The sequence below is a fragment of the Terrabacter sp. Ter38 genome, from assembly GCF_024519435.1.
GTDB lineage: Bacteria > Actinomycetota > Actinomycetes > Actinomycetales > Dermatophilaceae > Terrabacter.
Genome location: NZ_JALJRZ010000009.1, coordinates 36,804 through 62,565 on the forward strand (window position 1 = coordinate 36,804; position 25,762 = coordinate 62,565).

23 protein-coding genes are annotated in these 25,762 nt (G+C 71.7%); 15 read left to right on the forward strand and 8 right to left on the reverse strand.

Translation table 11 applies throughout. The features are described 5' to 3' along the window. Positions 1–27: 27 nt before the first annotated feature. The gene (gene corA / locus NR112_RS17120; RefSeq protein WP_256795508.1) at positions 28–1,029 is read right to left on the reverse strand and encodes a magnesium/cobalt transporter CorA; all 1,002 of its coding nucleotides are present in this window, start codon (positions 1,027–1,029) and stop codon (positions 28–30) included. A gap of 91 nt (positions 1,030–1,120) precedes the next feature. Here corA and NR112_RS17125 point away from each other — a divergent pair, with 91 nt between their 5' ends. From NR112_RS17125 to mshC, 4 genes are all read left to right on the forward strand, one after another. After that, a complete protein-coding gene (locus tag NR112_RS17125; RefSeq protein WP_256795509.1) occupies positions 1,121–1,852 on the forward strand; it encodes an MSMEG_4193 family putative phosphomutase in 732 nt (243 codons plus the stop codon). A 10-nt stretch (positions 1,853–1,862) separates the two neighbouring features. Further along, entirely contained in the window at positions 1,863–2,408 is a 546-nt protein-coding gene (locus tag NR112_RS17130) for a DUF3090 domain-containing protein (RefSeq protein ID WP_256795510.1), read from the forward strand. Beyond that, a complete protein-coding gene (locus tag NR112_RS17135; RefSeq protein WP_256795511.1) occupies positions 2,392–3,201 on the forward strand; it encodes an SCO1664 family protein in 810 nt (269 codons plus the stop codon). The genes NR112_RS17130 and NR112_RS17135 overlap by 17 nt, the downstream gene beginning before the upstream one ends. 85 nt (positions 3,202–3,286) lie before the next feature. Next, positions 3,287–4,543 (forward strand): cysteine--1-D-myo-inosityl 2-amino-2-deoxy-alpha-D-glucopyranoside ligase, encoded by a 1,257-nt coding sequence (gene mshC / locus NR112_RS17140; protein ID WP_256795512.1) that lies wholly within the window; start codon positions 3,287–3,289, stop codon positions 4,541–4,543. Positions 4,544–4,585: 42 nt separating this feature from the next. Here the strand turns inward: mshC and NR112_RS17145 are convergent, their stop codons facing one another. Next, positions 4,586–5,440, reverse strand: a complete 855-nt coding sequence (locus NR112_RS17145; RefSeq protein WP_043649619.1) for a PAC2 family protein — start codon at positions 5,438–5,440, stop codon at positions 4,586–4,588. A gap of 302 nt (positions 5,441–5,742) precedes the next feature. Between NR112_RS17145 and metH the strand changes: the two genes are divergently transcribed. Continuing rightward, positions 5,743–9,459 (forward strand): methionine synthase, encoded by a 3,717-nt coding sequence (gene metH, locus NR112_RS17150; RefSeq protein ID WP_256795656.1) that lies wholly within the window; start codon positions 5,743–5,745, stop codon positions 9,457–9,459. A 4-nt stretch (positions 9,460–9,463) separates the two neighbouring features. Further along, positions 9,464–10,171, forward strand: coding sequence for an HAD family hydrolase (locus NR112_RS17155; protein ID WP_256795513.1), 708 nt, complete (start codon positions 9,464–9,466; stop codon positions 10,169–10,171). Here the strand turns inward: NR112_RS17155 and NR112_RS17160 are convergent. Continuing rightward, entirely contained in the window at positions 10,134–10,715 is a 582-nt protein-coding gene (locus NR112_RS17160; RefSeq protein WP_256795514.1) for an SRPBCC family protein, read from the reverse strand. The two genes, NR112_RS17155 and NR112_RS17160, sit on opposite strands and share 38 nt — an antisense overlap. Beyond that, entirely contained in the window at positions 10,712–11,515 is an 804-nt protein-coding gene (locus NR112_RS17165) for a LysR substrate-binding domain-containing protein (protein WP_256795515.1), read from the reverse strand. Before NR112_RS17165 ends, NR112_RS17160 begins: the two co-directional genes overlap by 4 nt. Positions 11,516–11,690: 175 nt before the next feature. On the opposite strand from NR112_RS17165, the gene NR112_RS17170 reads away from it, so the two are divergent. Together NR112_RS17170 and NR112_RS17175 are read left to right on the forward strand one after the other, a co-directional pair. Then, entirely contained in the window at positions 11,691–12,068 is a 378-nt protein-coding gene (locus NR112_RS17170) for a DUF5997 family protein (protein WP_256795516.1), read from the forward strand. A 4-nt stretch (positions 12,069–12,072) separates the two neighbouring features. Further along, entirely contained in the window at positions 12,073–12,540 is a 468-nt protein-coding gene (locus NR112_RS17175; protein WP_256795517.1) for a YdeI/OmpD-associated family protein, read from the forward strand. Here NR112_RS17175 and NR112_RS17180 read toward each other — a convergent pair. The 3 genes from NR112_RS17180 to NR112_RS17190 form a co-directional block, all read right to left on the reverse strand. Then, positions 12,537–13,769 (reverse strand): RNA polymerase sigma factor, encoded by a 1,233-nt coding sequence (locus tag NR112_RS17180; RefSeq protein WP_256795518.1) that lies wholly within the window; start codon positions 13,767–13,769, stop codon positions 12,537–12,539. The genes NR112_RS17175 and NR112_RS17180 overlap by 4 nt on opposite strands. Next, entirely contained in the window at positions 13,766–14,089 is a 324-nt protein-coding gene (locus tag NR112_RS17185; RefSeq protein WP_256795519.1) for a YciI family protein, read from the reverse strand. The genes NR112_RS17180 and NR112_RS17185 overlap by 4 nt, the downstream gene beginning before the upstream one ends. 132 nt (positions 14,090–14,221) lie before the next feature. Next, positions 14,222–15,574, reverse strand: a complete 1,353-nt coding sequence (locus NR112_RS17190) for a PLP-dependent aminotransferase family protein (protein WP_256795520.1) — start codon at positions 15,572–15,574, stop codon at positions 14,222–14,224. A 60-nt stretch (positions 15,575–15,634) separates the two neighbouring features. Between NR112_RS17190 and NR112_RS17195 the strand changes: the two genes are divergently transcribed. The 3 genes from NR112_RS17195 to NR112_RS17205 all read left to right on the forward strand — a co-directional run bounded on the left by NR112_RS17195 (position 15,635) and on the right by NR112_RS17205 (position 19,849). After that, positions 15,635–17,137, forward strand: a complete 1,503-nt coding sequence (locus NR112_RS17195) for a CoA-acylating methylmalonate-semialdehyde dehydrogenase (protein ID WP_256795521.1) — start codon at positions 15,635–15,637, stop codon at positions 17,135–17,137. 16 nt (positions 17,138–17,153) lie between these two features. Then, the gene (locus NR112_RS17200) at positions 17,154–18,536 is read left to right on the forward strand and encodes an aspartate aminotransferase family protein (RefSeq protein ID WP_256795522.1); all 1,383 of its coding nucleotides are present in this window, start codon (positions 17,154–17,156) and stop codon (positions 18,534–18,536) included. 419 nt (positions 18,537–18,955) lie between these two features. Next, on the forward strand, positions 18,956–19,849 hold the full coding sequence (locus tag NR112_RS17205) for an alpha/beta hydrolase (protein ID WP_256795523.1): 894 nt from the start codon (positions 18,956–18,958) through the stop codon (positions 19,847–19,849). A 17-nt stretch (positions 19,850–19,866) separates the two neighbouring features. Here NR112_RS17205 and NR112_RS17210 read toward each other — a convergent pair whose 3' ends face one another. Beyond that, positions 19,867–20,709 carry a PD-(D/E)XK nuclease family protein gene (locus tag NR112_RS17210; protein WP_256795524.1) on the reverse strand — a complete coding sequence of 281 codons (843 nt, stop codon included), beginning with the start codon at positions 20,707–20,709 and terminating at the stop codon, positions 19,867–19,869. Positions 20,710–20,814: 105 nt separating this feature from the next. Between NR112_RS17210 and NR112_RS17215 the strand changes: the two genes are divergently transcribed. The 4 genes from NR112_RS17215 to arc all read left to right on the forward strand — a co-directional run bounded on the left by NR112_RS17215 (position 20,815) and on the right by arc (position 25,677). Continuing rightward, complete coding sequence (locus NR112_RS17215; protein ID WP_256795525.1) at positions 20,815–21,960, forward strand: site-2 protease family protein; 1,146 nt, start codon at positions 20,815–20,817, stop codon at positions 21,958–21,960. Between the two features lie 326 nt (positions 21,961–22,286). Continuing rightward, on the forward strand, positions 22,287–22,685 hold the full coding sequence (locus tag NR112_RS17220; protein WP_256795526.1) for a single-stranded DNA-binding protein: 399 nt from the start codon (positions 22,287–22,289) through the stop codon (positions 22,683–22,685). Between the two features lie 11 nt (positions 22,686–22,696). Then, the gene (locus NR112_RS17225) at positions 22,697–23,857 is read left to right on the forward strand and encodes a tRNA (adenine-N1)-methyltransferase (protein WP_256795527.1); all 1,161 of its coding nucleotides are present in this window, start codon (positions 22,697–22,699) and stop codon (positions 23,855–23,857) included. Between the two features lie 56 nt (positions 23,858–23,913). Continuing rightward, complete coding sequence (arc, locus tag NR112_RS17230) at positions 23,914–25,677, forward strand: proteasome ATPase (protein WP_256795528.1); 1,764 nt, start codon at positions 23,914–23,916, stop codon at positions 25,675–25,677. The last annotated feature ends 85 nt before the right edge of the window (positions 25,678–25,762 follow it).

Consider the following 25,762-nt stretch of genomic DNA (forward strand, 5'->3'; position numbering starts at 1 on the left):
CCGCAGGGGAACCGGCCGTTCGCGTCGCTAGAGCCAGCCTGAGCGCTTGAACGCGCGGTAGAGGCCGATGCACGCGGCCGCCATGACCCCGAGCACGAGGAAGTAGCCGTACTGGAACTCCCCGTGGCCCAGATGGACGCTCGCGGTCAGCTCGGGCATGTGCTCGAAGTTCATGCCGTAGATGCCGGCGATCATCGTGGGCACTGCCGCGATCGCGACCCACGCGGAGATCCGGCGCATGTCCTCGTTCTGCTTGACCGAGACGCTCGCGAGGTGCGCCGAGAGCACGTCGGTCAGGAGGCGGTCGTAGGACTCGACGTGGTCGTTGACGAGGCGCAGGTGGTCAGCCACGTCACGGAAGAAGGGCAGCATCTCCTCCGTGAGTCCGCGGCCCCGCGCGCGTTCCATGAACTGCGTCAGGGTGTCGGCCAACGGCTGGCTGGCCCGGCGGAACTCGAGCACCTCACGCTTGAGGCGGTAGATCGTGTTGGCGTCACCGCCGAGGTGGGAGGCGAACACCTGCTCCTCGATCTGCTCGAGGTCCCGGCGCACCTCCCGGTCGACGACGAGGTAGTTGTCGACGACGGAGTCCATGACGGCGTGGAGCACGGTCATGGCGCCGTGGACGAGGCGCTCGGGCTCGGTCTCGAGACGCTGGCGCACGCCGGCCAAGGGGTTGCCCTCACCGTGACGGACCGTCACGACGAAGCGATCGCCGATGAAGAGCATGACCTCACCGGTCTCGATGTCGCTCGTCGCCTCGATGTAGCGCAGCGTCTTGAGGACGACGAACACCGACGACTCGTACTTCTCGATCTTGGCCCGCTGGTGGCCGTTGACCGCGTCCTCGACGGCGAGCGGGTGCAGGTGCAGCTCCTCGTTGACGAGGTCGAACTCCTGGTCGGTCGGGTCCTTGAGGCCGATCCAGAGGAAGCCGTCCTGGGTGAGGCGCAAGACGTCGAGCTCATCGCTGAGGTCGCCGCAACCCTGCCGCCGCCCGTTGCGGTAGATGGCCTTGTCCACGATCACATCTCCTACTTCACCACGTCCGCTCGCCGGCGTCTCGCAGGCTGGCGTATGCCGCCGGGCGAGGGTGCAGGGGCGGGCTAGGGTGGCGATCGTGCCCACCGTCATCTTCGTGCGCCACGGGCGCTCCACCTCCAACACCGCGGGCACGCTCGCCGGCTGGATGCCCGGGGTCTTCCTCGACGAGACCGGGGAGGCGCAAGCCGCCTCCGTCGGCCAACGGCTCGCCGCAGCAGTGCTGCCCGTCGTCGAGGTCGTGAGCTCACCGCTCGACCGGTGTGTGCAGACGGCCGACCTGCTGGCCGCCCCGCTCCCGGACCACGTGGCCCGCAGCGTCCACGAGGGCCTGGGGGAGTGCCGCTACGGCGCGTGGACCGGGCGACCCATCGCGGAGCTCGCCAAGGAGGAGCTCTGGAAGGTCGTGCAGGACCGACCGAGCGAGGCGCGCTTCCCCGACTCGGCGGCATACCCCGCCGAGTCCATGGTGGAGATGCAGGACCGGGCACTGCGCGCGGTCCGGGAGATCGATGCACGCATCCTCGAGACGCACGGCAAGGACGCCGTCTGGGTGGCGGTGTCGCACGGTGACGTCATCAAGTCGATCCTGTCGCACGCCACCGGCGCCCACCTCGACGACTTCCAGCGGATCAACGTCGACCCGGCCTCGGTGAGCGTCGTGCGGTACACGAGCCGCAAGCCGTTCGTGCTGCGGCTCAACGACGTCGGGGGCGACCTGACGGGGCTGCGACCGCCGGACAAGCCGGCCGCCGAGGAGGGCGACGCCGTCGTGGGCGGGGGCGCCGGGACACCCGGAAGTGTCGGATAGGGTCGAGCGCATGACGGTCCAGGACTTCGATCCCGCTGACCGGTTCGTCGCCGGGACGGTCGGCCCGGCCGGCCAGCGGGCCTTCTACCTCCAGGCGAGCGCCGGCCCCCTCGTCGTCACCGTGGGCGTCGAGAAGCAGCAGGTCTCGATCCTCGCCGACCGCGTCAACGACGTGCTCGACCAGCTCGCGCCCGTCGCTGCCGTCGAGCCGGGCGAGCCCGGTGGGGCGGCCGAGGACACCGAGCCGCTGCAGACACCGTTCGACGAGGACTGGCACGTGCAGACCCTCTCCCTCGCCTGGGACGAGGAGGCGCAGAAGGTCGTCATCGAGTGCCACGACCACGACCCCGACGAGGTCGACGAGGAGGCCGACGACGAGGTGGGTCCGCTCGGGCGCAACTCGATCCGGGTCGCCCTGACGCCTGCCGAGGCCCGCGCCTTCGCACGGCGCAGCAACGCGCTCGTCGCCGCCGGCCGCCCGCCGTGCCCCTTCTGCGGCAGCCCACTGGATCCCACGGGCCACATCTGCCCGCGGGCCAATGGCTACAAGCGCTGACGGCACCCCGGCGTCGGTCGACCTGACCGGCGAGCTCGAGGTCCTCGGGCGCATCACCGAGTCCTCGAACCTCGCCGTCGTCGCCCGCATCGCGAGCGTCGCCGGCGGTCACGTCATCTACAAGCCGGTCCGGGGCGAGCGACCGCTCTGGGACTTCCCCGACGGCACGCTCGCCGGTCGGGAGGTCGCGGCGCACGTGGTCTCGGAGCTCGGCGGTTGGAACGTCGTGCCGCCGACCGTGCTGCGCGACGGCCCGCTCGGCCCCGGGTCGGTGCAGCTGTGGATCGGTGACCCGTTCGACCCCGTCGACGACGACGTCGTCGTGGACCTCGTGCCCGAGGGGCGCACGCCCGACGGCTGGCACGCGGTCTTCGACGGCGAGACACCCGGCGGCTCGGCCGTGACCGTCGTGCACTCGGGCGCCGACGACGTGCGGTCCCTCGCCGTGCTCGACGCCGCCCTCAACAACTCCGACCGGAAGGGCTCACACTGCCTCCGGGACCGCGAGGGGCGCCTCTGGGCCATCGACCACGGGGTCACGTTCTCTCCGACCCCGAAGCTGCGCACCGTGCTCTGGGGCTGGGCCGGGGAGCCGATCGTCGAGGACGACCTCCTGCGCCTGAAGCGCCTGCGAGACGCGCTCGCCGAGGACGGGCCGCGGCAGCGGCTCCTCGCGTTGCTCCCGGAGGACGACGTCGACGCGCTGTCCCAGCGAGTCCTGCGTCTCCTCGACCGCGGCGTGCACCCCCTTCCCAGCCCCGACTGGCCCTCGGTCCCGTGGCCGCCGCTCTGAGGTGCGCGCGTCGCCCTGTGCACGGTCGACGGCGCTGCCTCCGACCCGTCCCGACGGGTCCTTCGCGCCGGGATAGAGTCTGCGCGTGAGAAGTTGGCCGATGCCGTTCGTCCCCAAGGTTCCCGGCAGTGCACCCGAGGTGCGAGTCCGCGACACGGCATCCGGAGAGCTCGTGCCCGCCGCCCGCGGTGACCTCGTCACCCTCTACGTCTGCGGGATCACGCCCTACGACGCCACCCACATGGGTCACGCGGCGACGTACGTCACCTTCGACCTGCTCGGTCGGGTCCTGCGCGACAGCGGCCACGCCGTGCGCTACGTCCAGAACATCACCGACATCGACGACCCGCTGCTCGAGCGGGCCGAGCGCGACGGCGTCGACTGGAGGGACCTCGCCACCCGTGAGATCGCGCTCTTCCGCGAGGACATGACCGCCCTGGCCGTCATCCCGCCCGACGAGTACCTCGGCGCGGTCGAGAGCATCCCCACCTTCGTCGGCCCCATCGAGAAGCTCGTCGCCGACGGCTGGGCGTATGCCGTGCCGGCACCGGACGCATCGCGCGACGGTGCGCAGGACCACTACTTCGACGTGGCCAGGGACCCGCGCTTCGGCTCGGTCAGCCACCTCGACGAGGCCGGCATGATGGAGGTCTTCGCCGAGCGGGGCGGCGACCCCGACCGCGAGGGCAAGCGCAACCGCCTCGATGCCCTGCTGTGGCGCGCGCACCGCGAGGGTGAGCCCGAGTGGGACGGCGGCAGCCTCGGCTCGGGTCGTCCCGGGTGGCACATCGAATGTGCCTGCATCGCGCTCGACCACCTCGGCATCCCCGTCGACGTCCAGGGCGGCGGCACCGACCTCGTCTTCCCGCACCACGAGATGAGCTCGGCGCACGGTCGTGCGCTCGGCGGCTCCGAGTCCTTCGCCGGCTCCTTCGTGCACCAGGGGATGGTGGGCCTCGACGGCGAGAAGATGAGCAAGAGCAAGGGCAACCTCGTCCTCGTCTCACAGCTGCGTCGCGACGGCGTCGACCCGATGGCGATCCGCCTGGCTCTGCTCGCCCGCCACCATGCGCACGACTGGATGTGGACCGACGACCAGCTCACCGAGGCGCAGCAACGGCTCTCCACGTGGCGCGAAGCACTGTCCGGCAACGGAGGACCTGTCGCCGACCAGACGGTCGACGACATCCGTGCGGCCCTCGCCGACGACCTCGACAGCCCCCGGGCCCTCGGGGCCGTCGACCGCTGGGCCAGCCAGTCGCTGACCCGCGGGGGCGACGACCCGGGTGCTCCCGGTGTGCTCGGCCGGGCCCTCGACGCCCTGCTCGGCATCCGGATCTAGCCCGGACCCCGCCACACCCCGGGCGGCCCGGTCAGCGGCCGGTCAGCGGCCGGTCTGGTCGTCGTCGCGCCCGCGGAGGTAGCGCTCGAACTCGCGCGCGATCGCGTCACCGCTCGCCTCGGGCAGCTCGGCGGTGTCCTGCGCCTCCTCGAGGGACTGGACGTACTCGGCGACCTCCTCGTCGGACTGCGCGAGCTCGTCGACGCCGCGCTCCCACGCCCGGGCGTTCTCCTCGAGCTCGCCGTGCGGCACGGTGATGCCGAGGAGCGACTCGATGCGGCGCAGGAGACTGAGGCACGCCTTGGGCGACGGGGCGCCACCGGCGTAGTGCGGCACCGCGGCCCACGCGGAGACCGTCGGGATCCCGGCATCGGAGGCCGCGTGGGTCAGCACGCCGACGATGCCGGTGGGGCCCTCGTAGCGGGAGGCCTCGACGTCGAAGCGGTGGATCGCCGCCTCGTCCTCGGCCGTGGCCGTGACCGGGATCGGGCGCGTGTGCGGCACGTCGGCGAGGAGGGCGCCGACCGTGACGATCGTCGTGACGCCGAGCTGGTCGGCGAGCTCGAGCAGCTCGATGGAGAACGCGCGCCAGCGCATCGACGGCTCGATCCCCTGCACGAGCACGACGTCCCGGTCGAAGCCGGTCTCGGTCGCGACGAGGATGCGCGTCGTGGGCCAGGCCAGCATGCGCCGACCCTCCTCGAGCGACACGCGGGGGCGGTTGACCTGGAAGTCGTAGTAGTCCTCCGGGTCGAAGGCCGCGACGACCTCCGCGTCCCAGACCTCCGCGAGGTGGCGGACCGCGCTCGTGGCGGCCTCGCCGGCGTCGTTCCAGCCCTCGAAGGCCGCGATGAGTACCGGATCCGTCAGCTCCGGCACGTCCTCGAACTCCAGCACCATGTCTCCTTCACCGTGGGCGCGCTCGCGTCCACGCCTCCAGCCTAGGACCTGCCGCCACCGATGGGCCGGAGTGCCGCTGGCGGGCGCGCCCCACGCGTGTGGCGGACGGGGTATGCCGTCTGGGCCGAGCGCGTGACCGCAGTGCGGGCGACGACGCGCCGGACACGGCAGGTCCGTAGAATCGCTCCGGTCCCGTCACTCGGCACGAACCCGTGCCGCCGAGAGGAGCCACGTTGTCCCAGTCGCAGCAGCGACCCGACGCCACCGAGAGCCTGACCGCCACCCTCGGTCAGCGCATCATGATCCTCGACGGCGCCATGGGCACAGCCATCCAGCGCGACCGGCCCGACGAGGCCGGCTACCGCGGGGAGCGCTTCGCCGACTGGCCGAGCGACGTCCAGGGCAACAACGACCTCCTGACGCTCACGGCGCCCGAGATCATCGCCGGGATCCACCGCGAGTACCTCGAGGCCGGCGCCGACATCATCGAGACGAACACCTTCAACGCCAACGCGATCTCGCTGTCCGACTACGGCATGGAGGAGCTCGCCTACGAGCTGAACTTCGAGGCCGCCGCCCTGGCCCGCCGCGAGGCCGACGCGATGACGCAGCGCGAGCCCGACCGGCCGCGCTACGTCGCGGGGGCGCTCGGGCCGACGACGCGTACAGCCTCGATCTCACCGGACGTCAACGACCCCGGCGCCCGCAACGTCTCCTACGACCAGCTCGTCTCGGCCTACCTCGAGGCCGCCCGCGGGCTCGTCGACGGCGGCAGCGACCTCATCTTCATCGAGACGATCTTCGACACGCTCAACGCCAAGGCCGCGATCTTCGCCGTCGAGACGCTCTTCGAGGAGCAGGGTCGCCGCTGGCCGGTCGTCGTCTCCGGCACCATCACCGATGCATCGGGGCGCACCCTGTCCGGACAGGTGACGGAGGCGTTCTGGGACTCGATCCGGCACGTGTCCCCGCTCGCCGTCGGGCTCAACTGCGCCCTCGGTGCCAAGGAGATGCGGCCCTACATCGCAGAGATGGCCCGTCTGGCCGACTCGTTCGTCTCCTGCTACCCGAACGCCGGTCTGCCCAACGCCTTCGGCGAGTACGACGAGGCGCCCGACGAGACCGCCGGCATCGTCGGCGAGTTCGCCGAGGCGGGTCTCGTCAACCTCGTGGGCGGCTGCTGCGGGACGACCCCCGACCACATCGCGGCCATCGCGCGGGCCGTCGACGGCAAGCCCGTCCGCGAGCTCGTCACCATCGCTCCCGCGATGCGGCTGTCCGGGCTCGAGCCGTTCACCATCACCGACGACAGCCTCTTCGTCAACGTCGGGGAGCGCACCAACATCACCGGCTCGGCCCGCTTCCGCACGCTCATCAAGGACGGCGACTACGACACCGCCCTGTCGGTGGCCGCGCAGCAGGTCGAGAACGGCGCCCAGGTCATCGACGTCAACATGGACGAGGGGATGATCGACGGGGTCGCGGCCATGGACCGCTTCCTCAAGCTCGTCGCGAGCGAGCCCGACATCAGCCGCGTGCCCGTCATGGTCGACTCCTCGAAGTGGGAGGTCATCGAGGCCGGGCTCAAGTGCGTGCAGGGCAAGGCGATCGTCAACTCGATCTCCCTCAAGGAGGGCGAGGAGCCGTTCCTCCGGCAGGCCCGGCTCGTGCGCAAGTACGGCGCCGCCGCGGTCGTCATGGCCTTCGACGAGGACGGCCAGGCCGACTCGCTCGAGCGCCGCCAGCAGATCTGTTCGCGCGCCTACCGCCTGCTCACCGAGGAGGTCGGCTTCCCGGCGGAGGACATCATCTTCGACCCCAACGTCTTCGCCGTCGCGACAGGCATCGAGGAGCACGCCTCCTACGGTCTCGACTTCATCGAGGCGACGCGCTGGATCAAGGAGAACCTCCCCGGGGCCAAGGTGTCCGGGGGCATCTCCAACGTGTCGTTCAGCTTCCGCGGCAACAACCCCGTGCGCGAGGCGATCCACGCCGTCTTCCTCTACCACGCGATCGCCGCGGGCCTCGACATGGGCATCGTCAACGCCGGCGCCCTGGCGGTCTACGACGAGGTGGACGCGGAGCTGCGTGACCGCATCGAGGACGTCGTGCTCAACCGACGTCCTGACGCCGCGGAGCGGCTGCTCGAGATCGCGGAGGAGTACAACAAGGTCGGCCAGGCGGCCGAGGTCAGCGAGGAGGAGTGGCGCGCCCTGCCGCTGGGGGAGCGCATCGCGCACGCGCTCGTCAAGGGCATCGACGCGCACGTCGAGGCCGACACCGAGCTGCTCCGCGCCGAGATCGCCGAGCGTGGCGGCCGACCCATCGAGGTCATCGAGGGTCCGCTCATGGACGGCATGAACGTCGTCGGCGACCTCTTCGGCGCCGGCAAGATGTTCCTCCCGCAGGTCGTCAAGAGCGCCCGCGTCATGAAGAAGGCCGTGGCCTACCTCATCCCGTTCATCGAGCAGGAGAAGATCGACGACCCCTCGCTGGCGACGCAGAAGGACACCAACGGCACGATCGTCATGGCCACGGTCAAGGGGGACGTCCACGACATCGGCAAGAACATCGTCGGCGTCGTGCTCCAGTGCAACAACTACGAGGTCATCGACCTCGGCGTCATGGTCCCGGCGCAGAAGATCCTCGACGCGGCCCGCGAGCACGACGCCGACATCATCGGGCTCTCGGGGCTCATCACGCCCTCGCTCGACGAGATGGTGGGCTTCGCCGCAGAGATGCAGCGTCAGGGTCTGACCATCCCGCTCCTCATCGGTGGCGCGACGACCTCGCGCGCCCACACGGCGGTCAAGGTCGACCAGAAGTACGACGGTCCGGTCGTCTGGGTCAAGGACGCCTCGCGCTCGGTGCCGACCGCCGCGGCCCTGCTCAGCGACGAGCTGCGGCCCACGCTCATGGCCAAGGTCAAGGAGGACTACGACTCGTTGCGCGCACGTCACGCGGGCAAGGCGGACCGGCCGCTGCTCGCGCTCGAGGACGCCCGGGCGCGTCGCACGCCGGTCGACTGGTCCGGCTACCGTCCGCCGCACCCGCACCTGCTGCTGCAGCAGGACCACGACGTCTCCTCGATCACCCGCTCTCACCGGATCTCGCAGCACGTCAAGGTGTTCCGCAACTATCCGCTCGGTGAGCTGCGCCGCTACATCGACTGGCAGCCGTTCTTCAACGCGTGGGAGATGAAGGGCAGCTTCCCCGACATCCTCAACAACCCAGCCAGCGGCCAAGCCGCGCGCAAGCTCTACGACGACGCGCAGGCAATGCTCGACCAGGTCATCGAGGAGCGGTGGCTGACCGCCAACGGCGTCATCGGCTTCTTCCCGGCCAACTCCGTGGGCGACGACGTCGAGGTCTACGTCGACGACGCCCGCACCCAACCCCTCGCCGTGCTGCACCACCTGCGCCAGCAGGGCGACCACCGCGCGGGGGTGCCCAACCGCTCGCTCGCCGACTACGTCGCCCCGAAGGGGACGCAGGACTGGGTCGGAGGCTTCGCGGTCACGGCCGGTCTCGGCGGCGCCGAGCGGGTGGCGGCGTTCCGGGCCGACCTCGACGACTACAACGCGATCCTGCTCGAGTCCCTCGCCGACCGGCTGGCCGAGGCCTTCGCGGAGCGCATGCACGAGCGGGTCCGCAAGGAGTTCTGGGGCTACGCGCCCGACGAGCACCTCGACAACGTCGCGCTCATCAAGGAGCAGTACGCCGGCATCCGCCCGGCCCCGGGATATCCCGCCTGCCCCGAGCACACCGAGAAGGAGACGCTCTGGCGCCTGCTCGACGTCGAGTCGAACACCGGCATGACGTTGACGGAGAGCATGGCCATGGCACCTGGTGCCTCGGTGTCGGGCTGGTACTTCTCGCACCCGCAGTCGCAGTACTTCGTCGTCGGCCGGCTCGGCCGCGACCAGGTGCAGGACTACGCCGACCGCAAGGGCTGGACGCTGGCCGAGGCCGAGCGCTGGCTGTCCGCGAACCTTGCCTACGACCCGGAGGACTGACCCGGTGACCCTCTCGCACACCGCCGGGCCCGACCGCACGGTGCCGACCCTGCCGGCCGCCGTCCTGTGGGACATGGACGGCACCCTCGTCGACACCGAGCCCTACTGGATCCAGGCGGAGCACGAGCTCGTCGCGGCCCACGGGGGCGTCTGGAACGACGAGTTCGCCCACCAGCTCGTCGGCAACGCGCTCGAGGTCTCGGCGCAGCTCATCATCGACCAGTCGGGGATCTCCCTGACGGTGCCCGAGATCATCGACGCCCTGCTCGAGCGGGTCATCGCCCAGGTCGAGCGTCGTGTCCCGTGGCGTCCGGGTGCGCGCGAGCTGCTGCTCGAGCTCGGCGACCTCGGGGTGCCGTCGCTGCTCGTGACGATGTCGTGGCGCTCGCTCGCCGACACCGTCGTGCGGCGTCTGCCGGAGGGGGCCTTCGACCACCTCGTGACCGGTGACGAGGTGAGCCACGGCAAGCCGCACCCGGAGCCCTACCTCGCGGCGGCTCGGCTCGTCGGGGCCGATCCTGCCGACTGCATCGCCATCGAGGACTCCCCGGCCGGGGTGCGGTCGGCGACCGCCGCCGGGGTTCCGACGATTGCCATCCCGCACGTCGTGCCCGTGCCCGCGATCGACGGCGCCGTCCACCTCGACACGCTCGCCGGGGTCGGTGCGGCCGACCTCACGACGATCGTGTCGCGCCTGCGCTCTCCTCGCTGAGGCGCGCCAGCGTCCGCAGCTGACGCCGCATCATCACGAGGTCGCCCCAGGCGAGCGCGGTCGACCGCGCCCGCGCGAGGGCCGACTCGGCCCGGGGGAGTGCGATGTCGCCGCGCAGGGTCGTCCCGGCTTCCGGACCGCCCGGGAGCGGGACCGTCTGGTAGACGAGCGGCAGCCGCCCGAAGAGGCGTATTCCGCTCGGCGCGGTGATCTCGAGGGCGAGCAGGTCGTCGGGCACCCAGTCGACGAGGGTGAAGATCGTCGCGAAGCGCTGCCCGACGGCGAGGCTCTCCAGTCCGGGCGTCAGGGCGCGTGGGCTCCGGCGCCCGAGGTTGTCGACGAGGTCGTAGCTGTAGGGCGCGACGCGCAGCTGGCAGAGCCAACGGAAGACGACCGCGGGCTCGGCACGGACCGTCACCGCACGGCTGACGACGGGACCGGCATGGCTCACCAGCTGGGCCGGGAGGGCTGATGCGCCGAACTCGCCCCAGCGCCAAGGGAGCCCGTCGCGCTCCATGGGTCCGCCGGCGGGGCCGGCGCTCACCGGCGCCCCTTGCGCTTCGGGCCACCTCCGCGCGCCGCGCCCTTGCGCCCGGTCTGCTGGGCGCGCCGGGAAGCGCCGTGGGCGCGGGACGTGGCCGAGCTCTTGGCGGTCTTCGAGGTCTTGGCGGGCTTGGCGTGGCCACGCTGCTCGGTCGGCCCGTCCGAGCCGGACGGCGAGGCCGCGTCGGACGGGCCGCCACGGGTGCTGCGCTCCGTGCGGCCGCGGACGATGCCGATGAAGTCCTCGATGCGCGGGTCGTCGTCGTCGACCCTCCAGGCAAGGCCGACCCGTGAGGGTGCGACCCCGGTCACGGGGCGGTGGACGACGTCCTTGCGGTGGTGCAGGCGGGCGACCGACATCGGCACGACCACGATCCCGGAGCCGGTGGCCACCACGGACACCGCCTGCTTCGTCGTCATGGGCGGCATGGCTCTGGCCCGGTCTCGGATCTCTGGGGTCGCGACGGCCGTCCACTCGGGCACGAGCGCGGGGTCCTGCATGAGGACCTCCTCGGCGAGGTCGGCGACGTCGACCTCGTCGAACGCGGCGATGACGTGCTCCTTGGCCACGACGACGACCGGCACCTCCTCGTAGAGAGGGATGACGTGCAGACCGTCGCGGTCGACCGGCAGCCTGAGGAGCACCATCGACGACGTCCCGTCGCGCAGGTGGGCCAGGGCATCGGCGTCCTCGACGGGCGCCGCCTCGAGAGGCGAGTCCGGCAGGCGCTGGCCCCACACGCGCAGCCACTTGTCCGGCGTCACGCCGGGCACGAACTCGACGCGGAACGGATCCGTCATGGTGTGCCTTCGCGGTCGGGGCAGGTCGCTCCCGAGGCTAGTCCACGTGGACATGTCGCCCGACGTGCGGAGGGGACACCGCCGGACGCCGGGCGACACCGTGGCGGGCCACGGGCCGGGGACAGGCAGGGCGAGCTCAGGCAGACGTGGTCGGGCGACGCCCTAGGCTGGACCCATGCCCACGCCGAAGCCGCAGACCATGAAACCCCAGACGGCCGCGAAGAAGCTCGGCGTCCTGCTGTCCGAGACCCCCGCGGACTTCCAGGAGGGCGTCGTCAGCCGCACCGAGCTCAACGCGTTGCAGGCCGAGCCGCCGGAGTGGCTCGCGACGCTGCGCCGCAACGGACCCCACACCCGCCAGGAGACGGCCCGGCGACTCGGCATCTCCAACTCGGGCCTGACCCGCGGCGGGGTCGGAGAGCACCTGACGACCGACGAGATCAAGGCCGTCATCGACGAGATGCCCGCTTGGCTCGAAGCCGAGCGCGGGATCTTCGCGCAGGTCCGCGCCGAGGACGCGCGCCTCAAGGCACGCGACACCGGACGGCCCTGATCCGATGAGCGAGACGGCCCTGACGTTCCGCACCACCCTCGAGGCCACGGGCGGCAACAACGTGGGCATCGTGGTCCCTGACGGCGTCGTGGCGGCCTTCGCTCGCGGCAAGCGGGTGCCGGTCTCCGTGACCGTGGACGGTGGCTACACGTACCGAACCTCGATCGCCTCCATGGGCGGTCGCTTCCTCGTGTCGTTCAACGCCGAGACGCGGGCCGCGACCGGGCGTGGCGCCGGTGACGAGGTCGAGGTCCGGCTCGAGGTCGACGACGCGCCGCGCGAGGTCGAGGTGCCCCAGGCGCTCCGGGCGGTCCTCGACGCCGACCCCGCTCTCACGGCCGCCTATACGGCTCTGTCCGCCAGCAAGCGGAAGGCACATGCTCTCGCCGTGTCCTCGGCCAGGACCGACGAGACCCGCGAGCGGCGACTGTCGCAGGTGGTCGAGACCCTCCGGGACGGTGGCCGGCCCTAGGCCGGCTCGTCGCGGCGACGCGTCAAGTGGGCCGACTCGGCCGTGTTGCCCGCCAGTTCGATCGCCCGGGTGTAGGCCGCCTGCGCCTCCTCGCCGCGACCCACCCGGCGCAGCAGGTCGGCCCGGACCGCATGGTAGGCGTGATAGCCGGACAAGGGTTCCCCGAGAGGCTCGACGACGGCCAGCGCCACCTCCGGTCCGTCGAGCTCCGCGAGGGCGACGGCCCGGTTCAGGGCGACGACGGGCGATGGCTCCAGGCGGTAGAGCTGGTCGTAGAGGGCGACGACCTGCGACCAGTCGGTGTCGCGCATGGTGCGAGCCGAGGTGTGCACGGCGTTGATGGCGGCCATGATCTGGTAGCGACCCGGAGCCGCCCCCGTGTCGAGCCGCTCACGCACGAGACGGTGGCCCTCGGCGACCAGGGCCCGGTCCCAGACGTTGCGGTCCTGCTCGTCGAGGGGGACCAGCTCACCGCCCGGTGACACCCGGGCCTTCCGGCGTGCGTCGGTGAGCAGCATGAGGGCGAGGAGGCCCGCCACCTCGCCGTCGTCGGGGAGAAGACCGCGGAGCATCCGGGCGAGCCGGATCGCCTCGCCGGTGAGGTCCTGGCGGATCGGATCGGTGTCCGCGCCGGAGCCGAGGTAGCCCTCGTTGAAGACGAGGAAGAGCACGGCGAGCACGCCGGAGACCCGAGCCGGCAGGTCCTCTGAGGTCGGCACGCGGTACGGGATGCGGGCGGCCGCGATCTTGGCCTTGGCCCGGGTGAGGCGCCGAGCCATCGCGGACTCCTGCACGAAGAAGGCCCTCGAGATCTCGGGCACGGTCAGGCCACCGACCATTCGCAGTGTCAGGGCGACCCGCGCCTCCATCGCGAGGGCGGGGTGACAGCACGTGAAGAGGAGCCGGAGCCGGTCGTCGTCGAGGACGCCGAGCGGCTCGGCCTCGTGGTCGTCGTGCACCATGGCTGCCTCCCGGTGCTTGTGGTCACGCTTGCTCTCACGCCGGAGCCGGTCGATCGCCTTGCGGTTGGCGGTCGTCGTCAGCCACGCGCCGGGGTTCGGGGGTACGCCGTCGGCGGGCCACCGCTCGACGGCGGTCGCGAACGCCTCGGCCGCAGCGTCCTCGGCGAGGCCGAGATCCCCGAACCTCCGCGTCAGGGAGGCGACGACCCTGGCCCACTCGTCGCGGTGGGCTCGGGTGAGCGCGTCGCGGACGTCGGGTGGGCTCACAGGAACGGACGCACCTCGATCTTGCGGTTGCACGCCCTGGACCCCTCGGCGGCAAGCCTGAGCACCACGTCGAGGTCCGGCGCCTCGAGGATCCAGAAGCCGGCGAGGTACTCCTTCGACTCGACGAAGGGCCCGTCGGTGAAGACCGCCTCGCTCCCGCGGTTGTCGACGACGGTCGCGGGGCTCGGGGAGCCGAGGCCCCCGGCGAAGACCCAGTAGCCCTCGGACCGGAGGCGGTCGTTGAAGGCGTCCACCGCCGCCTCCTCGGTGGCGGTCTCGGGGCCGGTGCCGTCGTCGATCACGGATACGAGGTACTGCATGTCGGATCATCTCCTGTGCCTCGGGCCGCCCGTGGCGGGCGGACTCTCACCTCTGCTACGAACACCCCGGTCCGGATCGGACCGTGCGGGCGGGACTGATTCTGCCGGGGCGGTCGGGACTCCGTGCCGAGCTCAGCGGTGCTGGGCCGTCCAGGCCCCGGCGCTCGCCGCCTCGGCGATGAGGTCGGCGACCTCGGTGTGGTTCTCGCGCACGAGGCCGGTCGTCACGCGGACGTGCCCCTCGGGACCGGCGACGTGCTCGACCGAGAACGGTGACCCCGGGGTGACCGCGATGCCTTGGCTCGCGAGCCGGAGCACTGCTGCGGCCTCGTCGCGCACCGGCACCCAGATGTTGAGCCCGTCGGTGCCCGGCACCTCGATGCCGTGCTCCGTGAGGCGCGCGACGACGAGCTCCCGGCGACGGGCGTACTCCGCGCCGGCCGACGCGATCCCACGGGCGCAGACCTCGTCGCGGAGCAGGCCGGCGAGGACCCGCTGGAGCAGCCGGCTCGTCCAGCCCTGCCCGAGAGCCCGTGCGTGTCGCACCGGCGCGAGCAGCGCGTCCGGGCCGCTCAGGGCGGCGATCCGCAGGTCCGGCCCGTGCGACTTGCTGAAGCTGCGGATGTGCAGCACCTGGTCGGGGACCCACCGACCGAGGCTGGTCGCGGCCGACGTCGAGATCGGGCCGCTCGAGTCGTCCTCGATGACGATGCAGTCGCGTCCCTCGAGCAGTGCAGCCAGTCGTCGGGCCCGGGTGGGTGACATGGACACTCCGGTCGGGTTCTGTCCTCGAGGCTGGATGACGACCGCTGCGGGCCGGCGCGGCAGCAGGGCCTCGACGGCGTCCAGGTCGAGACCCGTCTCGTCGAGCGGTACCCCGACGACGGAGACACCCCGGTCCTCGAGGAGGTCGAGCAGGGGAGGGAACCCGGGGTTCTCGACGAGCACGAGGTCGCCCGGTCGCAGCAGCGCCCGCGTGACGAGGTCGAGCGCGTCCATGGCGCCGTCGACGACGAGGAGGTCGTCGGCGGCATACGGCCAGTCGCGGGTCAGCACGTCCCGGAGCTCGTCGAGCACGGGGTCGTCGAGGTAGCTGCTCGGCGTCGTCGGGTCGGTCAGTGCGGACAGCACCGGCACGAGCGGGGGCAGCAGGGCGCTGTCAGGGATGCCGGTCGACAGGTCCAGGCTCACCGGTGACTCGTGCCGCAGCGCCCGGGTGTAGCGCGCGCCGCCCCGGGCCGTGGGGGCCACGGTCGTGCCCCGGCGACCGTCCGACCGGATCGTCCCCGACCGGGCGAGCAGCTGCCAGGCCGCGCTCACGGTCGTCGGCGACATCATCAGCTCCTCGGCGACCCGGCGGATCGGGGGCAGCTGGTCCCCGGGCACGAGGGTGGCGTCCCGGATCGCCCGGGACACGGCCTGGGCCAGACCCTTGGCGGTCGGGGCGTCGAGGCGCTCCTCGATGGACGAGATGACGGCGCGCATATTCGTAACATAGCAATGAATGCTTTGTATGGGACAAGGGTGGCACGTAACGTGAGGCGCATGACGACCCCCACCGTGACGTCCATCGACCACTGGATCTCCGGCGCCCGTGTGCCCGGCACCTCCGGGCGCACCGCCCCCGTGCACGACCCCGCGACGGGGCGGCAGACCGGTGAGGTCGCGCTGGCGTCGGCGGCCGAGGTCGACGCAGCAGTCAAGACCGCCGTCGCGGCCGGACGCGACTGGCGCACGAGCTCGCTGTCGCGCAGGGCCGCCGTGCTCTTCGCCTTCCGCGAGCTGCTGCACACGCGCACCGACGAGCTCGCCGCGATCGTCACCGCCGAGCACGGCAAGGTGCTCTCCGACGCGGTCGGCGAGATCGCCCGTGGCCTCGAGAACGTCGAGTTCGCCACCGGAGTGCCTCAGCTGCTCAAGGGCGGGTTCTCCGAGCAGGCGGCGAGCGGCGTCGACGTCTACAGCATCCGCCAGCCTCTCGGTGTCGTCGCCGGCGTCACGCCCTTCAACTTCCCCGTCATGGTCCCCCTCTGGATGTGCGCCAACGCCATCGCCTGCGGCAACAGCTTCGTGCTCAAGCCCAGCGAGAAGGACCCCTCGGCCGCGCTCTTCCTCGCCGAGCTCTGGAAGGAGGCCGGCCTCCCCGACGGCGTCTTCACCGTCGTCCACGGCGACAAGGAGGCCGTCGACGCGATTCTCGACCACGACGAGGTCGCGGCGGTCAGCTTCGTCGGCTCGACCCCCATCGCGAGGTACATCTACGAGCGCGGCACCGCCAACGGCAAGCGGGTCCAGGCTCTGGGCGGCGCGAAGAACCACGCGCTCGTCCTCCCCGACGCCGACATCGACATGGCCGCCGACGCCATCGTCTCGGCCGCCTACGGAGCCGCGGGCGAGCGATGCATGGCCCTCTCCGTCGCGGTCGCCGTCGGCGACGTCGGCGACGACCTCGTGTCCGCCATCTCCACCCGCCTGCCGAAGCTCACCGTCGGCCCCGGCTCGGCGGAGGGCACCGACATGGGTCCCCTCATCACGCGCGAGCACCGCGACAAGGTCGCCGGCTACGTCGCGGCCGGAGCGGAAGCCGGCGCCACGGTCGTCGTCGACGGGCGCGAGCAGGACGTGCCCGAGGACGGCTTCTTCCTCGGCATGACCCTGCTCGACGACGTGACGCCCGACATGACGGTCTACCGGGACGAGATCTTCGGCCCCGTCCTGTCGGTCGTCCGCGTCGCGACCTACGACGAGGGCCTGGCCCTCATCAACCGCAACCCGTATGCCAACGGCACCGCGATCTTCACCCGCGACGGTGGCGCAGCACGCCGGTTCCAGAACGAGGTCGAGGTCGGCATGGTCGGCATCAACGTGCCGATCCCCGTGCCCGTCGCCTACTACTCCTTCGGCGGCTGGAAGGACTCGCTCTTCGGCGACACCCACATGTACGGCCCCGAGGGCCTCAACTTCTACACGCGCGGCAAGGTCGTGACGCAGCGCTGGCCCGACCCGGCCACCTCGACCGTCGACCTCGGCTTCCCGCGCACCCGCTGAGAGAGAAGGACCCCCCATGAGCGACCTCGACCAGCGCACCGTCATCGGCGACCTCCTCGACGGGATGACCGAGCAGCAGGTGCGCACCCTCGACCGCGACCACGTCTTCCACTCCTGGTCCGCCCAGGGCCTCATCGACCCGCTGCCCATCGCGCGGGCCCAGGGCTCCTACTTCTGGGACTACGGCGGCTTGCGCTACCTCGACTTCAGCAGCCAGCTCGTCAACGTCAACATCGGCTACAACCACCCGAAGGTCGTCGCCGCGATCCAGGAGCAGGCGGCCCGTCTCGCGACGATCGCGCCGTCCTTCGCCAACGACGCCCGCAGCGAGGCGGCCCGGCTCATCACCGAGGTCGCGCCCGACGGCCTGTCCGCGGTCTTCTTCACCAACGGCGGCGCCGAGGCCAACGAGAACGCGATCCGGATGGCCCGTCTGCACACCGGCCGGCACAAGGTGCTTGCGACCTACCGCAGCTACCACGGCGCCACCGGTGGCTCGATCACCCTGACCGGCGACCCGCGCCGCTGGCCCTCCGAGCCCGGGCTCTCCGGGATCGTCCACTTCTGGGGTCCCTACACCTACCGTTCGGCCTTCCACTCCGAGTCCGAGGAGCAGGAGCGAGACCGTGCGCTCGCGCACCTGCGCGACACGATCATGGTCGAGGGTGGGCACACGATCGCGGCGGTCATCCTCGAGACGGTGGTCGGCACCAACGGCATCCTCGTCCCGCCCGACGGCTACCTCCAGGGCGTCCGTGACCTCTGCGACGAGCACGGCATCATCCTCATCGCCGACGAGGTCATGGCCGGCTTCGGGCGATGCGGCGAGTGGTTCGCCGTCGACCACTGGGGCATCCGCCCCGACCTCATCACCTTTGCCAAGGGCGTCAACTCCGGCTACGTCCCGCTCGGCGGCGTCGTCATCTCCGACGAGATCCGGGCCACCTTCGACCAGCGCGCTTTCCCGGGCGGACTCACCTACTCGGGCCACCCGCTCGCCTGCGCCTCGGCCGTCGCCTCGATCAACGCCTTCCGTGAGGAGGGCATCATCGAGAACGCCCGGAGCCTCGGCAGCGACGTCATCGGGCCACGCCTGCGCGAGATCGCGGCGAAGCATCCCAGCGTCGGCGACGTGCGCGGCCTGGGCGTCTTCTGGGCCGTGGAGCTCGTACGCGACCGCGAGACGCGGGAGCCGCTCGTGCCGTACAACGCCGCGGGTGAGGCGGCCGCGCCGATGGCGGCCTTCACCGCCGCCTGCAAGGAGCGCGGGCTCTGGCCGTTCACCCACTTCAACCGTACCCATGTGGTGCCCCCGTGCACGACGACCCCCGCCGAGGTCGAAGAGGGGCTGGCGGTGCTCGACGAGGCACTTTCCGTGGCTGACACCTTCACGGACTGACGCTCCTACTGGCTCGTATGCCGTGAGGCCCGGCGTGGCCGTGGGCCGCGGTACTCCGTGCGGCCGACTCGCGTGACTCGGTCCTGCGGCTGCGGCGGCGGCTCCGGATCGGGGAGGCGCGCCGCCGGTTGGCCTGCGCAGGCCGACGGCTCCAACAAACCCGTGGGAGACGTTCCGCCTGGAGTTTGCCCGGCGCATTCGCGAGAGACCGTCCGGTCGCCGTGCGAAGTCGGCGGCGCCGACCTGACGCTCCGCAGGCGCCACCGAGTCGCGATGGGTTCGCGCGGACGCGCGTGGTGCAGGTCCGATCCCGGAGGCGCGCCACGCTGCGCTGGCGTGGTCCCGGCACGGAACTTGCTCTCAGGCTGGTCGCGCAGACTGGGGGACTGCGCTGTCCGGACCGACGACAAGGAGACTGGGTGCACCGACGACCTCACCGTCACGGCCGGAGGACCGCGACCGGACGACCTCCAAGGGGGCACCTTCGGGACCGGCTCGTCCTCGGCGTCGCGACCATCGCGGCGGTGCTCCTCGGGGCGGCGCCCGCCGTCGGCCAGTCACTCAGCGACGGCACGCCTGTGAACGTCGTCGGCCCGCCGGCCACGGTGATGAGCGCCGATGCCCACGGCCAGGGCCGTCTCGTCGAAGCGTTCGGTGACGTTCGCCGAGCACGGAACATCGCCGTCATCGTGCCGGGCGTCGGCTGGACGGCGCCTCTGCTCAGTGACGAGCGTGGGGCTGGGCGTCGACATCCCGCGGTGCAGGCGCGCAGCCTGCTCGCAGCGATGGAGCGGCAGGCCCCTGGAACTCCGGCGGCGGTGGTGGTCTGGCTCGACTACGACCCACCGGCTGGGCTCGACGCGGACGCCGCTCGCTCCGAGCGTGCCGTCGACGGGGCTCCCCGACTGGCCGCTTTCGTCGACAGCCTCTCGCGCTCGTCCACGGTGAGCGTGGTGTGCCACAGCTACGGCTCGGTGGTGTGCGCCCACGCGGCCCCCCGGCTTCGCATCTCTTCCCTCGTCGTCGTCGGCTCTCCGGGGATGGACGTGTGGACCCGGGCCGCGCTGCACACATCGGCGACCGTGTGGGCGGGTCTCGCGCCCGACGACCCGATCGGGGTCGTCCCCCATACGCGGGTAGAGGGATTCGGCCACGCTGCCGACCCGACGGCGCTCACCTTCGGCGCCCGGTCGCTCCCGGTCGACGGTGCACACGGGCACAACGGCTACCTCGTCGCGGGCACAGGATCGCTCCGCGCGATCGCGGAGATCGCGACAGGCCACGGCGCGACGGTGGCTTCACCGGCCCCGTAGTCCGGCGGCGCTCGGGCTCATTCGTCGTCGGGCTCGGCCTCCCCGGTGACCTCGGGGTCGACGGCGCGCGTCGCGGCGTCCTCGGGCAGCGGCGGGGGAGTGCCACCCCACGCCGGGCACAGGGCGCGGTGGTCGCACCAGTCGCACAGCCGGCTCGGGCTCGGGCGCCAGTCACCCGTCGACGCGGCTCGCTCGATGGCCTGCCAGAGCGCCTTGACCTTGCGCTCGGTGCCGAGGAGGTCCTGCTCGTCGGGCTCGTAGGCGACGATCTCGCCGTTGCCGAGGTAGACGAGCTGGAGCCGCTTGGGGATGACGCCGCGCTGGCGCCAGAGCACGAGCGCGTAGAACTTCATCTGGAAGAGGGCCTTGGCCTCGAAGTGCTCTGAGGGCGACCGGCCCGTCTTGTAGTCGACGACGCGCATCGCTCCGCCCGGGGCCACGTCGAGCCGGTCGACGTAGCCACGCAGGACGAGCCCGTCGACCTCGGTCTCGACGTAGAGCTCGCGCTCGGCCGGCTCGAGCCGCGTCGGGTCCTCGAGACCGAACCAGGTCTGGAGCAGCGTCGCCGCCCCGGCGAACCACTCGTCGGTGCGACCGTCGTGCTCGGCGAGCAGGTCGAGCATCGCCGGCTCCTCCTCGGAGAGGCGCTCCCACTCCTGGGGGACGAGCCCCACCGCGGCGTCGATGGTGCGCTCGCTCGCGGGGAGGTCGAAGAGCCGCTCGAGGACGGCGTGCACGAGCGTGCCCCGGGCGGTCGCCTGCGTCGGCGCCGACGGGAGCTTGTCGATGACCCGGAAGCGGTAGAGCATCGGGCACGACATGAAGTCGGAGGCCCGACTCGGGGACAGCGCTGCAACCATGGGGCGACTGTATGCCGCGGGGCCGACACCCCACGGCCGGCACCCACAGCCCGCGCACGGCACCGCCACAGGGGAGCGGGTCGCGCAGGGCATAGGGTCGAGCCCATGAGCACTCCCGCCCGCCCGGACGCGTCCCACGGGTGGCGGATCGGCAGCCTTGCCGGGACCCCGGTCTACCTCGGTCGGTCCTGGCCGATCATCGCCGTGCTCATCGTCGTCGTCTTCGGGCCCAACCTGTCGAGGCCCGACCGCGGTGCCGCCTACGGCTACCTGCTGGCCTCGGCCTACGCCCTGCTGCTGCTCGTCTCGGTGCTCGTGCACGAGGCGGCCCACGCCCTCGCCGCGCGGTGGCGGGGGCACCCTGTCAGCCGGATCGTCGCCGACGTCTGGGGCGGCCACACCGTCTACGACGCGACGCGCACGTCGCCGAGCACGACGGCCATCGTCGCCGTCGTCGGGCCGCTGTCCAACCTCGCCCTAGCCGCGGTCGTCTGGGGCCTGCGGGCCCTGACGACGAACGAGACGACGCTGACGCTGCTCGGCATCGTCGCCTTCGCCAACGTCCTCGTCGGCGTCTTCAACCTCCTCCCCGGCCTTCCCCTCGACGGCGGCCAGATCGTCAGCGCCCTCGTGTGGCGCGCCACCGGCAGCAAGGGGCGCGGCCTCGTCACGGCCGGCTGGCTGGGACGCGTCGTCGCGGTGCTGACCGTAGGGTGGTTCGCCCTGCGTCCCCTCGCCGAGGACCGGTCGCCCGACATCTTCGACCTCGTCTGGCCGTTCGCCATCGCCTTCTTCCTCTGGCAGGGCGCGACGGGAGCCGTCCGGGCCGGTCACATCCACGAGGCGACCGCCGGACGCGCGACCGACGTGCTCGAGCCGCTGTCACTCGTCGCGGGCACGGCCACCGTGTCCGAGGTCGAGACCGCGGTGGCTGCAGGTGCCTGGGTCGCGGCAGCCGACCCGACGGGGTGGCCGCTCGGCGTCGTCGACGCCGACTCGGCGGCCGGGGTTCCGGCCGACAGCCGGTCGCGGACGGCCATCGCGTCGGTCACGCTGGCCCAGCCGGCGTCGTGGGTCGTCGCCCTGCCCGACGACGCGGTGCTCACCGACCTCATCCGTGTCATGAGCGAGCGCGAGCTCTCGCTCGCCGTCGTCGTCGACGAGGCGACCCGCGACATCCGCGGCCTGGCGAGCGCCGAGCGGATCAACGCGGTCGTCGGCGCCGAGCTGTCGCGCCGCGGTCGTCGCTGACCCGACTCGACGGAGTCGCCTGCCGACGTCACTGCCGATGGCGTATGCCGTCGAGCGCGCTCAGGCGCCGCGTCCCGTGACGCTCGTGTTCCCGGCGAAGGGCCCCGACGCCGGCCGCCGTCCACACCCCCTCGGCGGCTCGGTCGGGCGTCCACAGGGCCGCCACCCCGGGCAGCGAGCACGGCTCGGGCGCGTCACGGTTGGCGCAGGGCCCGACGGGCGGGCCGGAGGGAGGCACCATGAGGACGAGCCGGAGCGAGACGGCGACGAGCACTGGCGAGGGCGCGTCACGGCCCCCTCGAAGCCCACGCCGACGTGCGCACGAGGTGGCCGCCGACGAGGCGACGCCGGGCACCGCGTCGGTACCGGGACGCAACGAGGTCGTCCTGAGCGGGCGGCTCGGCGCCGAGGCCGAGGAGCGCGAGCTGCCGAGCGGAGACCGCATCGCAACGCTGCGCGTCGTCGTGCCTCGCGAGCCACCGCCCGGGCGTCGCCGCGCGGCCGCCGACGAGCCCCGGCGGGCGACGGTCGACACCATCGACGTCGTGTGCTGGACGGCGGCGACCCGCCGGAGCGCGCTCCGCCTGCGCGCGGGCGACGTCGTCGAGGTCGAGGGCGCGCTCCGTCGGCGCTTCTTCGGTGGCCCGGTGGGTCGCCAGAGCCGCTACGAGGTCGAGGCGGTGATGCTCCGCAGGGCGTCCGGAGGAGGTCTCGCCGGCACCTAGACTGTGCTCCCATGACCGCTCCCACGACCGACGCCGAGCAGCCCGACGCCGAGCAGCACGCGCCCGACGCCGAGCCCGACGCGAGCGTGGGTCCGGAGCGGTCGCACGTCGCCGGCGCGCACGACCGCCGAGGCGTCTTCGAGGTGGGGGAGCGCATCCAGCTGACCGACCCGAAGGGCCGTCTGCACACGATCACGCTCGAGCCCGGGCGCGAGTTCCACACGCACCGCGGATTCCTGCGCCACGACGACCTCATCGGCTCCCACGACGGCTCCGTCGTGACCAACACCGCCGGTGTCGAGTACCTCGCGCTGCGGCCCCTGCTCAGCGACTACGTCATGTCGATGCCCCGCGGCGCGGCAGTCGTCTACCCGAAGGACGCGGGCCAGATCGTGCAGATGGCCGACATCTTCCCGGGAGCGACGGTCGTCGAGGCCGGGGTCGGCAGCGGAGCGTTGTCGATGTCGCTGCTGCGGGCCATCGGTGAGCGGGGACGGCTGCTGTCGTTCGAGCGCCGCGAGGACTTCGCCGAGATCGCCCGCGGCAACGGGCGAGCCTTCTTCGGGGGCGATCACCCGGCCTGGACCGTGACCGTCGGCGACCTCGTCGAGTCGCTCCCGTCCGTCGCCGAGACGAGGACCGTCGACCGGGTCGTGCTCGACATGCTCGCGCCCTGGGAGTGCCTCGACGCCGTCTCCGACGCCCTCATCCCGGGTGGCGTGCTCATCTGCTACGTCGCCACGACGACCCAGCTGAGCCGGGTGGCCGAGGGCATCCGCGCCCACGGCGGCTTCACCGAGCCGTCCGCGTGGGAGTCGCTCGTGCGCGGCTGGCACCTCGAAGGGCTCGCCGTGCGTCCCCAGCACCGGATGCACGGGCACACGGGCTTCCTCATCACGACCCGTCGCCTCGCTCCCGGGGTCGTCCCGCCGGAGCGCAAGCGTCGTCCGGCCAAGGGCGCCTACCGCGACGGCGGTGACGCCGGCACGACGTCCGTCGACAGCCCGGACGGCCCGGCGGGTGCCGGCACGCCTGTCGCCGGCTCGACGGCCTCGACGGACATCCCGGCGGACGCCTGGACGCCCGAGGCCCTCGGTGAGCGTGTCAAGAGCGACAAGACGATCCGACGCGTCCGCCGATCACTGGCTGAAACGTCCGACGACAACGCCTGAGACGGGGTTAGGGTCGAAACGTCACGATGTGCGAGTGACGGATTGAGGAGGCCGAGATGTCTGATGACGTCCGCAACCCAGACCCCGACGGTGCCGCCGGCGCCGGAGTCCCCGGAGCGGGGGACCGCGAGCTCGCAGCCCTGCGTGCCGAGGTCGAATCGCTGCGCGAGGTGGCGCGACACTCGCCACAGCGCACCCGAGAGCTCGAGGCGCGGCTCGCCCACGTCCAGACCAGCCTGTCGACGCTGTCGTCCCAGAACGAGCGCCTCGTGCGCACGCTCAAGGACGCTCGCGAGCAGATCGTCACGCTGAAGAAGGAGGTCGACCGCCTCGCGCAGCCGCCGAGCACCTACGGTCTCGTCGTCGACCCGCCGCAGGACGGCTCGATCGACATCATCACCGGCGGCCGCAAGATGCGTGTCGCGGTCAGCCCGTCCGTCGACCAGCAGGAGCTGGGCCTAGGCCGAGAGGTCATGCTCAACGAGGCCCTCAACGTGGTTTCCGTCCACGGCTACGAGCGCGTGGGTGAGGTCGTCACGGTCAAGGAGCGTCTCGACGCCGACCGTGTCGTGGTCGTCACGCACGGTGACGAGGAGCGCGTGTGCCGCATCGCGACGCCCCTGCTCGGCGAGCACTTCCGCGTCGGCGACTCCCTCACCCTCGACCCGAGGTCCAACTTCGTCCACGAGGTCGTGCCCAAGCTCGAGGTCGAGGAGCTCGTTCTCGAGGAGGTGCCCGACGTCGAGTACGAAGACATCGGTGGCCTCGCCGGCCAGATCGAGCAGATCCGCGACGCCGTCGAGCTGCCGTTCCTTCATCCCGAGCTCTACAAGGAGCACGCGCTCAAGCCGCCGAAGGGGGTGCTGCTCTACGGCCCTCCCGGCTGTGGCAAGACGCTCATCGCCAAGGCGGTCGCCGCGTCCCTCGCCCGCCAGGTCGCCGCGCGCACCGGCAAGCAGACGGAGAAGAGCTACTTCCTCAACATCAAGGGCCCCGAGCTGCTCAACAAGTACGTCGGCGAGACCGAGCGCCACATCCGGCTCATCTTCCAGCGCGCACGCGAGAAGGCCTCCGACGGCACGCCCGTCGTCGTCTTCTTCGACGAGATGGACTCGCTCTTCCGCACCCGCGGATCCGGCGTGTCCAGCGACGTCGAGACGACGATCGTGCCGCAGCTGCTCGCCGAGATCGACGGCGTCGAGCGCCTGGACAACGTCATCGTCATCGGGGCCTCCAACCGCGAGGACATGATCGACCCGGCCATCCTGCGACCCGGTCGTCTCGACGCCAAGATCAAGATCGAGCGGCCCGACGCCGAGAGCGCGCGAGACATCTTCAGCAAGTACCTCGTCGACACGCTGCCGCTGCACGAGCACGACCTCGCCGTCAACGGCGGGGACCGGGACGCGACCGTGGAGGCGATGATCACGGCAGCCGTCGAGCGGATGTACTCCGAGATGGAGGAGAACCGCTTCCTCGAGGTGACCTACCAGGGCGGCGACAAGGAGATCCTCTACTTCAAGGACTTCAACTCGGGCGCGATGATCCAGAACATCGTCGACCGTGCCAAGAAGCTGGCGATCAAGGACTTCCTGACGACCGGCCAGAAGGGCATCCGCGTCGAGCACCTCCTCGCCAGCTGCGTCGACGAGTTCAAGGAGAACGAGGACCTGCCCAACACGACCAACCCCGACGACTGGGCACGGATCAGCGGCAAGAAGGGCGAGCGGATCGTCTACATCCGCACGCTGCTCAAGGGCAAGGACGGCACCGAGCCCGGCCGGTCCATCGCAACGGCCAACACGGGTCAGTACCTCTGAGAGCGCGCGCATGCCGTGTGGCCCGGTTGCCCCGGCAACACGTGGCCTCTCGACGGGGTTGAGGCGGCCACACGTGGCCTCTCGA

Coding starts and splice junctions, on each gene's coding strand:
- NR112_RS17165 (WP_256795515.1), bottom strand. CDS start 11,515: ATGACGGATCCGTTCCGCGTCGAGTTCGTGCCCGGCGTGACGCCGGAC.
- NR112_RS17190 (WP_256795520.1), bottom strand. CDS start 15,574: ATGCGCGCCGTCATCTCGTCCATCGAGGAGCGCCTCGACGCCCCGACC.
- NR112_RS17210 (WP_256795524.1), bottom strand. CDS start 20,709: ATGGTTGCAGCGCTGTCCCCGAGTCGGGCCTCCGACTTCATGTCGTGC.
- NR112_RS17135 (WP_256795511.1), top strand. CDS start 2,392: ATGGCTACAAGCGCTGACGGCACCCCGGCGTCGGTCGACCTGACCGGC.
- NR112_RS17185 (WP_256795519.1), bottom strand. CDS start 14,089: ATGCAGTACCTCGTATCCGTGATCGACGACGGCACCGGCCCCGAGACC.
- metH (WP_256795656.1), top strand. CDS start 5,743: ATGATCCTCGACGGCGCCATGGGCACAGCCATCCAGCGCGACCGGCCC.
- arc (WP_256795528.1), top strand. CDS start 23,914: ATGTCTGATGACGTCCGCAACCCAGACCCCGACGGTGCCGCCGGCGCC.
- NR112_RS17195 (WP_256795521.1), top strand. CDS start 15,635: ATGACGACCCCCACCGTGACGTCCATCGACCACTGGATCTCCGGCGCC.
- NR112_RS17175 (WP_256795517.1), top strand. CDS start 12,073: ATGAGCGAGACGGCCCTGACGTTCCGCACCACCCTCGAGGCCACGGGC.
- NR112_RS17130 (WP_256795510.1), top strand. CDS start 1,863: ATGACGGTCCAGGACTTCGATCCCGCTGACCGGTTCGTCGCCGGGACG.
- NR112_RS17225 (WP_256795527.1), top strand. CDS start 22,697: ATGACCGCTCCCACGACCGACGCCGAGCAGCCCGACGCCGAGCAGCAC.
- NR112_RS17215 (WP_256795525.1), top strand. CDS start 20,815: ATGAGCACTCCCGCCCGCCCGGACGCGTCCCACGGGTGGCGGATCGGC.
- NR112_RS17170 (WP_256795516.1), top strand. CDS start 11,691: ATGCCCACGCCGAAGCCGCAGACCATGAAACCCCAGACGGCCGCGAAG.
- NR112_RS17200 (WP_256795522.1), top strand. CDS start 17,154: ATGAGCGACCTCGACCAGCGCACCGTCATCGGCGACCTCCTCGACGGG.